7 protein-coding genes and 3 pseudogenes are annotated in these 8,796 nt (G+C 69.7%); all 10 read left to right on the forward strand.

Translation table 11 applies throughout. The features are described 5' to 3' along the window. On the forward strand, positions 1-1,374 hold a 1,374-nt coding region (locus I53_RS15230), incomplete at its 5' end, for an AMP nucleosidase (RefSeq protein WP_043352121.1). 149 nt (positions 1,375-1,523) lie between these two features. Next, positions 1,524-2,114 (forward strand): hypothetical protein, encoded by a 591-nt coding sequence (locus I53_RS15235; RefSeq protein ID WP_043352124.1) that lies wholly within the window; start codon positions 1,524-1,526, stop codon positions 2,112-2,114. Between the two features lie 214 nt (positions 2,115-2,328). Then, a pseudogene (locus I53_RS15240) lies at positions 2,329-3,629 on the forward strand (SLC13 family permease). A 129-nt stretch (positions 3,630-3,758) separates the two neighbouring features. Next, positions 3,759-4,160 (forward strand): succinate dehydrogenase, cytochrome b556 subunit, encoded by a 402-nt coding sequence (sdhC, locus tag I53_RS15245; protein WP_043352126.1) that lies wholly within the window; start codon positions 3,759-3,761, stop codon positions 4,158-4,160. A 10-nt stretch (positions 4,161-4,170) separates the two neighbouring features. After that, complete coding sequence (gene sdhD / locus I53_RS15250; RefSeq protein ID WP_043352128.1) at positions 4,171-4,590, forward strand: succinate dehydrogenase, hydrophobic membrane anchor protein; 420 nt, start codon at positions 4,171-4,173, stop codon at positions 4,588-4,590. Between the two features lie 32 nt (positions 4,591-4,622). Then, positions 4,623-6,440, forward strand: a complete 1,818-nt coding sequence (gene sdhA, locus I53_RS15255; RefSeq protein WP_043352130.1) for a succinate dehydrogenase flavoprotein subunit — start codon at positions 4,623-4,625, stop codon at positions 6,438-6,440. Positions 6,441-6,523: 83 nt separating this feature from the next. Further along, positions 6,524-7,348, forward strand: coding sequence for a succinate dehydrogenase iron-sulfur subunit (locus tag I53_RS15260; RefSeq protein WP_024831121.1), 825 nt, complete (start codon positions 6,524-6,526; stop codon positions 7,346-7,348). Between the two features lie 170 nt (positions 7,349-7,518). Next, positions 7,519-8,103: a protease inhibitor Inh/omp19 family protein gene (locus tag I53_RS15265; RefSeq protein ID WP_043352132.1), complete on the forward strand. Its 585-nt coding sequence runs from the start codon at positions 7,519-7,521 to the stop codon at positions 8,101-8,103. A 91-nt stretch (positions 8,104-8,194) separates the two neighbouring features. After that, positions 8,195-8,674 (forward strand): annotated as a pseudogene (locus tag I53_RS15270) (multidrug ABC transporter ATP-binding protein); the annotation flags it as partial. Then, positions 8,659-8,796: pseudogene (locus tag I53_RS33255) on the forward strand (pyruvate kinase); the annotation flags it as partial. The pseudogenes I53_RS15270 and I53_RS33255, both read left to right, overlap by 16 nt.

Genomic DNA, 8,796 nt, shown 5'->3' on the forward strand with positions numbered 1-8,796 from the left:
CTCGCCGGGGGGCCGCCGCCGGACGCCACCGAGCGGCTCGCCTTCCGCTACCCGGAGCTGCGGATCAGCTATCGCCCGGACGGGCCGCTGCCGCGCGTCCGGCGCGCCACCGCCAAGCTCCAGGCGGCCGGGACCTACGCCACGACGGTGACGCATCCGGCGTTCTTCCGGACCTACCTGACCCGTCAGCTGGAGCCGCTGATCGCGGATTACGGCATCGCCATCGAAGTCGGGCTGAGCGCGCAGGAGATCCCCTATCCCTACGTGCTGGAAGCCGGGCTCGACGCGGGCGGCCGGGCGGTCGACGGCGCGGATCTCGCCACCTACTTCCCGGTCCCGCTCCTGTCGCTCGTCGGCGACGAGATCGCCGACGGGACCTTCGACCAGGTGGCGGGCGAGCCGCTGCCCCTGGCGCTGTTCGACGGCGTGCGGGTCGATTACTCCCTCCGGCGGCTGGTCCATTACACCGGCTGCGACTGGCGCGACGTCCAGCCCTGGATCCTGCTCACCAACTACCACCGCTACGTCGACCAGTTCGTCCGCCACGGCCTGGAGCGGCTGGCCTCGGGCGCGGAGGGGTTCGAGCGGCTGGTCCTGCCGGGCGGAGTCTCCGTGAGCCGCGCCGAGGCCGCCGAGGCCGACCCCGCCGCGGTGATCGCCGCCTCGCCCTGGCACCGGCACCAGATGCCGGCCTACCATTTGGTGGCGCGCGACGCCGACGGGACCCAGCAGGGCACGACGCTGGTCAATATCGGCGTCGGCCCCTCGAACGCGAAGACGATCACCGACCATCTCGCCGTGCTGCGCCCGGATTGCTGGCTGATGGTCGGCCATTGCGGCGGCCTGCGGCAGTCGCAGACCATCGGCGACTACGTGCTGGCGCACGCCTATCTCCGCCGCGACCGGATCCTCGACGAGCTCGTGCCGCCGGACGTCCCGGTCCCGGCGCTGGCCGAGGTGCAGGTCGCGCTCCAGAGCGCCGCCGCCTCTGTGACGGGCGAGCAGGCCGACGCCCTGAAGCGGCGCCTGCGCACCGGCACGGTGGTGACCTATGACGACCGCAACTGGGAGCTGCGCTTCAGCCAGGAGCGGCGGCGGATCAACCAGTCCCGCGCGATCGCGGTCGACATGGAGAGCGGCACCGTCGCCGCGCAGGGCTTCCGCCTCCGCGTACCCTACGGCGCGCTGCTCTGCGTCTCCGACAAGCCGCTCCACGGCGAGATCAAGCTGCCGGGCGCCGCCAATGCGTTCTACGACCGGGCCGTCTCGGAGCATCTCCAGGTGGGATTGGCGGCGCTCGACGTGCTGCGCGCCGACCGGCACGGTCTCCACTCGCGCAAGCTGCGCAGCTTCGATGAGCCTCCGTTCCGGTGAGGGGCGCCCGGCGCGGTCTTCATCCGGTCCGCCCCCGAGGACGGCTCTCGCGACGGACTGCCACGTCGCCCCAAATACTCAAGCTTGGATATCGCGGCGTTTTGAAGTGTTGGGAGATTAATACACCTCGCTTCAAGCTGAGATTTCCCATGACTCGTATCGCACTTGTTTCGACCGCTCTTCTGGCAGCGGTCGCTTTCGCTCCGACCGGTGCGGATGCGCGCGGCTTCGGCGGGGGTGGATTCCACGGCGGAGGCTTCGGCGGTGGCGGATTTCACGGCGGCGGGTTCGGCGGCGGCTTCCGCGGTGGCAGCGTGGGCGGCGGATCGTTCCGGAACGGCGGCTTCGGCGGCGGGGCCTTTCAGAACGGCGGCGTCGGTGGGGCGCGGGTCGGCGGCCTGGGTGGTGGCTTCCGGGGCGCGGGTTTCGGCGCGGCCGGCGTGGCCGGAGCCGGCGGGCTTCGGGGCGGCGGCCTCCGGACCGGCGGATTCCACGATGCCGGCCGGTATGGCGGGATCGGGAACCGCGGGATTGTCGGGCGTGGCTACGCCGACCGCGGCTATTACGGCCGGCGCTATGGCCGCGGCGTCGGCTACGGCCTTGCGGGGGTCGGGCTCGGCCTCGGGGTCGGCTACGGCCTGAGCGGCCTCGACTACGGGTACGACAATTGTGCCGACACGTACGGCTACGGGGCTTACGACCCGGCCGCCTGCAACGGCTACTACGGCTACGGCTACTGAGCCACGCGAAGCGGGTCCCCAAACGCTTTTGAGACAGCATTGCGCCCGGCCGGCTCTCGGCCGGGCGTCCGCGTTCGTAAGCAGGCCGGCGCGGCCCATCGCACCCAGAGCCTTCGCGGTTGGCGAAGGCTCGCTCAACAACTCCCGAATTGCGAACCGTTCCTATCCGACGAGGATGCCGCCTCCGGCGTAGCGTGGTGCGGGGACGATCGCGGTGAGCGGGGAGGGGTCGATTGCGGCGACGGCGGCACTGCTCGTGGCGTGCATGAGCCTCTGGGGCGACCGCCCTGCTGCCCGAGATCGTCACGGCGCTGGCCTTTTCGGACCGGCGATGCTGCTGCGGCTGGCTCCGCCGCGACGGTGTTCTCCGGCCTCTCGTCCTCCGCCTTCTGGCTGGTCCTGTCCGGCCTGGTGGTGGGGCAGGGCATGACCCGGACGGGCCTCGGCACCCGCATGGCGCGGAGCCTCGCCCTGCGCCTCTCGGGCTCCTACGGCCACTTCATCACCGGGCTGGTGGCGCTGAGCTTCCTGATCGCCTTCGTCATGCCGTCGAATCTCGGCCGCATCGCCCTGATGATCCCCGTGACCCTGGCGCTCTGCGACGCCTTCGGCCTCACGGTCGGCCGCCCGGGACGGACGGGCGCGGTGCTGGCGGTCGGCATCGCCACGCCGATCCTGTCGGCAGCGATCCTGCCCGCCAACGTGCCGAACCTCGTCATGGCCGGCTCGGCGGAACACCTGCTCGGGCTGCAGCTCTCGTACCTGTCCTACTTCGTCCTGCACGCCCCGGTCCTGGCCGCGGTCAAGGGCGTCCTGCTGGTGGCTCTCATCGTCCGGCTGTTTCCGGACGACCTCGGCCCGACCGCGCCGACCCTGCCGGTGCTGCCGCCGCTCTCCGCGCCCGAGCGGCGCCTCGCGGTGATCCTCGCCTGCACGCTGGTCCTCTGGATGACCGACGCCCTGCACGGGCTCGCCCCCGCCTGGGTCGGCCTCGCCGCCGCGGTGGTCTGCCTGCTGCCGCGGATCGGGGTGCTGCCGCCCGAAGCGTTCCAGCAGGTCAACCTGCGGACCTGCTTCTACATCGCGGCGCTGCTCGGTCTGGTCGCCCTGGTCAACGAGACCGGTCTGGGCGGGCGTCTCGGCCATCTGCTCCTGGCGGTCGCGCCCCTGGCGCACGACGCGCCGACACAGAACTTCGCGGTGCTCACCGGCATGGCGACGGTGCTGACCCTGCTCGTCACCGCCAACGGCGCGCCGGCCCTCTACACGGCCCTGGCGGGCGAGATGACGGAGGCGAGCGGCCTGTCATCCCTCGCGGTCGTCTCCCTGCAGGTGATCGGCTACTCGACCATCTTCTTCCCTTACCAGGCGCCCCCGATCGTGTTCGCCAGCGAGCTCGGGGGCGTCCGCCTCGGGGACGCGACGCGCCTCACCGTGAGCTTCGGCCTCCTGTCGTTGCTGGTGGCCGCGCCCCTCGACTATGCGTGGTGGCAACTGCTGGGGCAGCTGAGGTGACAGAATCGGCAAAGTGTCGCCCCAGACGGCACATTGCGCCGCACCATGGCGGATTGCGGGTTGCCCGCTCAGCCACTAGCGCTACCAGATTAGAGACGGTCCAGTTCGCAGCTGCGAGGCTTCAACCCGATGGCACCCACCGCCCGCCCGACAGTGGCACAGCCGCTATCGCCCCATCTCCAGATCTATCGCTGGACCTGGACGATGGCGATGTCGGTGTTTCACCGTATCACCGGCACCGCGCTCTATGGCGGGACTGCACTGGTCGCCCTCTGGCTCGTGGCTCTGGCTTCCGGACCGGTCGGCTACTCTTACGTGGCCGGCTTCTTCGGCTCGCTGTTCGGGCGCCTGATCCTGTTCGTCTATACGTGGGTGCTGATGCACCACATGCTGGGCGGCATCCGGCACCTGATCTGGGACACGGGCGTGGGCTTCGATCGGGAGAAGCGCCTGTCGATGGCCCGGCTGACCCTGATCGGCTCGGTCGCGCTCACCCTCGTCATCTGGGCGGTCGCCCTTCTGGTCCGCTGAGGAGGCCCACATGGCTCAGAAAGAGATCCGGCAGGACACGCGCGTCTCGATCCGCACCCCCCGCGCCCGGGTCCGTGGCCTTGGCGTCGCGCACCACGGGGCTGGCCACTGGTGGCTGCAGCGGCTGACCGCCATCGCCAACGTCGTGCTGATGCTGAGCTTCGTGGTGATCGTCGCCAAGATGTCGGGCCGCGGCTTTGCGGAGGCGCGGCTCCTCGTCGCGACCCCCCTGGTGTCAATTCTCCTGATCCTGGCGCTGCTGTCGGTTACGATCCACATGCGTCTAGGCATGCAGGTGATCATCGAGGACTACGTGCACGCCCCGGCCATGAAGATTGCGGCGGTTCTTGCCAACAACGCCTACGCGGTCGTCGTGGCCGTGGCCTGCCTCTACGCGGTGCTGCGCATCGGCTTCGGACAGCCGGCCTGAACCCCGCCAACCCCTATTTCGAGGAGCCGAACATGGCCGCCAACGGCACAAACGGCAGCGGGCCTGCCTACACCATTCACGATCACGCCTTCGACGTGGTGATCGTCGGCGCGGGCGGCGCCGGCCTGCGTGCCACGGTCGGCTGCTCGGAAGCCGGCCTGCGCACCGCCTGCATCACCAAGGTGTTCCCGACCCGCTCGCACACCGTGGCGGCGCAGGGCGGCATCTCGGCGTCCCTCGGCAACATGGGCCCGGACGACTGGCGCTGGCACATGTACGACACCGTGAAGGGGTCGGACTGGCTCGGCGACCAGGACGCCATCGAGTACCTCGTGCGCAACGCGCCCGCCGCCGTCTACGAGCTGGAGCACTGGGGCGTGCCGTTCTCCCGCACGGAGGAAGGCAAGATCTACCAGCGCCCGTTCGGCGGCATGACCACCGATTACGGCAAGGGCACCGCCCAGCGCACCTGCGCGGCGGCCGACCGCACCGGCCACGCCATGCTGCACACCCTCTACGGGCAGGCGGTAAAGAACCAGACCGACTTCTTCATCGAGTATTTCGCCCTCGACCTGATCATGGACGAGGAGGGCCGCTGCCGCGGCGTCATCGCCCTCGACCAGGCCACCGGCGAGATCCACCGGTTCCGCGCCCAGATGACCATCCTGGCGACCGGCGGCTACGGACGCGCCTATTTCTCGGCGACCTCCGCGCATACCTGCACGGGCGACGGCAACGCCATGGTGCTGCGCGCCGGCCTGCCGCTGCAGGACATGGAGTTCGTGCAGTTCCACCCGACCGGCATCTACGGCGCGGGCTGCCTGATCACGGAAGGCTCCCGGGGTGAGGGCGGCTATCTGACGAATTCCGAGGGCGAGCGTTTCATGGAGCGCTACGCACCGTCGGCCAAGGACCTCGCCTCGCGCGACGTGGTCTCGCGCTCCATGACCATGGAGATCCGGGATGGCCGCGGCGTCGGCAAGAACAAGGATCACATCTACCTGCACCTCGACCACCTGGATCCGAAGATCCTGCACGAGCGCCTGCCGGGCATCTCGGAATCCGCGCGGATCTTCGCCGGTGTCGACGTGACCAAGGAGCCGATCCCGGTCATCCCGACCGTCCATTACAACATGGGCGGCATCCCCACGAACTATCACGGCGAGGTGCTGACGCTGCGCGACGGCAACCCCGATACCGTGGTTCCGGGTCTCATGGCCATCGGCGAAGCAGCCTGCGTCTCCGTGCACGGCGCCAACCGCCTGGGTTCGAACTCGCTGATCGATCTCGTGGTGTTCGGCCGCGCCGCCGGGAAGCGCTGCGCCGAGATCGTCGAGCCGAACGGGCGCGCCATGGAACTGCCGAAGGGGGCCACCGACAAGGCCCTCGAGCGCCTCGACCGGTTCCGCTACGCCAACGGCGCGACGCCGACCGCGGAACTCCGCGCCGAGATGCAGAAGACGATGCAGAACAATTGCGCCGTGTTCCGCACCGGCGAGGTTCTGGAGGAGGGCAAGGGCCTGATCCACAAGGTCTGGAACGCCGCCGCCGACGTGAAGGTCACCGACCGGTCGCTGGTCTGGAACACCGACCTCCTGGAGACCCTGGAGTTCGACAACCTGATCGGCCAGGCGGTGGTCACGATGGAATCGGCCGCCAACCGCACGGAATCCCGCGGCGCCCATGCCCGCGAGGACTTCCCGGACCGCGACGACAAGGACTGGATGAAGCACACCCTGTCCTGGCTCGACGAGAGCCGGCATCAGGTGAACATCGATTACCGTCCGGTGCACACCTACACGATGTCCAATGAGATCCAGTACATCGAGCCGAAGGCGCGCGTGTACTGATACGAACCTCTGCTCAACGACTGCGGCGGCGGGGCTTCTGCCCCGGCCGCCACGTCCTGCTCTAGCGGAAGCCGTCGAGAACCATGGCCCAGTTCAACCTTCCGAAGAATTCCCAGATCACGCAGGGCAAGTCCTGGCCGGCGCCTCCCGGCGCCAGGAACCTGCAGACCTTCAAGATCTACCGCTGGAACCCGGATGACGGGGCCAACCCGCGGATCGACACCTATCAGGTCGATCGCGAGGATTGCGGGCCGATGGTCCTCGACGCGCTCCTGTGGATCAAGAACAAGGTCGACTCGACGCTGGTCTTCCGCCGCTCCTGCCGCGAGGGCATCTGCGGCTCCTGCGCGATGAACATCGAGGGCCAGAACGCGCTCGCCTGCACGATGGGCATCGACGAGTGCAAGAGCCCCGACAACGCCCTGCCGGTCATGACCCGCAAGGACAAGGACGGGGCGATCCGGATCTATCCGCTGCCGCACATGCCGGTCCTGAAGGACCTCGTGCCGGACCTCACGAATTTCTACGCCCAGCACGCCGCCATCGAGCCCTGGCTGCAGACCGAGACGCCGGCCCCGGAGAAGGAGTGGCGCCAGACTCCGGAGGACCGCTCCCGCCTCGACGGTCTGTACGAGTGCATCCTCTGCGCGTGCTGCACCACGTCGTGCCCGAGCTACTGGTGGAACGGCGACAAGTTCCTCGGCCCGGCAGCCCTGCTGCAGGCCTATCGCTGGCTGATCGACTCGCGCGACGAGAACACGGGCCACCGCCTCGACGGGCTGCACGACCCGTTCCGGCTGTACCGCTGCCACACGATCATGAACTGCGCCAACACCTGCCCGAAGAGCCTGAACCCGGCCAAGGCCATTGCCGAAATCAAGAAGATGATGGTGGAGCGCACGCTCTGATTGCAGAGCCGGGCCACGTATTGAGGCCTGAAGGCCACACTGGGCCGAAAAGCCCGGCTCTCCGCAGCGGAGTCGTCTGAGCTTGGGAGGGCCGCCTTGCGGTCAGCGCAATTGGCACGGAGTCAGGGGCAAGCGCGTACGCGCCTCCAAGCCTGACCCAAAGTGGACCGATGCTGCGCCCGAGCCTGTCGACGTTCGCCGTTCTCTGCCTGGGCGCCAGCCTCGGCGCCTGTGCCTCGAGCCGCCTGGATGGGCCGAGGACGCGGGCGCCGTCGCCGCAGGCCTCCCTGGACACGGTGCCGGCCATGCCGTCGGGCACCGTGACCGCAGCCCCCCTGGCGCCTCCGCCCGGCGTGGCCGCGAGCCCCGACGCGCCGCCCCCGCCCGGTGCCCAGGCGGCCGCGCCACCCGCCGGTCCGACGGTGATCGCCGAGCCTGTCGCCCCGCCGGCGCCGCCGCCGCCGGTCGCCACCGGCGGTCGCTCCTCCGTGGTCGGAAGCTGGGATGCCCGCGATGCCACCGGAGCGAATTGCAAGGTGACGCTCTCGAGCACGCCGGCCCTCGACCTCTACAGGGCGACGGCGACGGGCTGCCCCAACAAGGATCTGGCCCGGGTCTCGGCCTGGGACTTCCGCGACGGGGAAGTCTACCTCTACCAGCCGGGCGGCTCCGTGGCGGCGCGGCTGCGCCAGGGCGGCGGCGGCCTGGAAGGCGCCCTGACCAAGTCGGGCGCCGCGCTGGCCCTGAACCGCTGAGACACCGCGGCGGCGCGACCACTCCGCACGGTTGGCGCGGGGCCGGTCGCGCTTACATGAGGGGCTCCCGCCGCGTCACGCCCCCGTAGACATGTTCCTCGATTGGCTTGAACGCCGCGTCGACCCCTTCGCGCCCTTCGACGAGGCGCGGATGCCGCCGCGGTCGATCCTCGGCTTTGCCTGGTTCTACCTGCGCCCGATCCGCGCCGCCCTGGCGGCCCTGTTCGTCATCGCGGTGATCGCCGGCACGGTCGAGGCGTCCCTCTACCTCGTGATGCGCTGGTTCATCGACCTGCTCGGCTCGGCCGATCGGGCGACGGTGCTGTCGGACCACGCGGTCGAACTCGGCCTCGTGGTCGTTCTCATCGCGGTGGTGCGCCCGCTGTCGATCTGGGCGCACGAGGTGCTGTCCAACCAGCTCATCGTGCCGCAATCGACCAGCCAGATCCGCTGGCGGGCGCATCTCTACACCCTCGGGCACGCGCTCTCGTATTTCCAGGGCGACTTCTCTGGCCGTCTGGCCAACCGCGTCGTCCAGGTGGGCCCGGCGGTGCGGGAACTCGCGGTCGTCTCTCGCCGCTCACCGAGAAGGACCGGGCCGACCTCGCCTTCGGGCTGGATCTCGGCGTCGACTGGGTCGCCCTGTCCTTCGTTCAGAAGCCCTCCGACGTGATCGAGGCGCGGGGCATCATC

The sequence above is a fragment of the Methylobacterium sp. B1 genome (assembly GCF_000333255.1).
Lineage (GTDB): Bacteria > Pseudomonadota > Alphaproteobacteria > Rhizobiales > Beijerinckiaceae > Methylobacterium > Methylobacterium fujisawaense.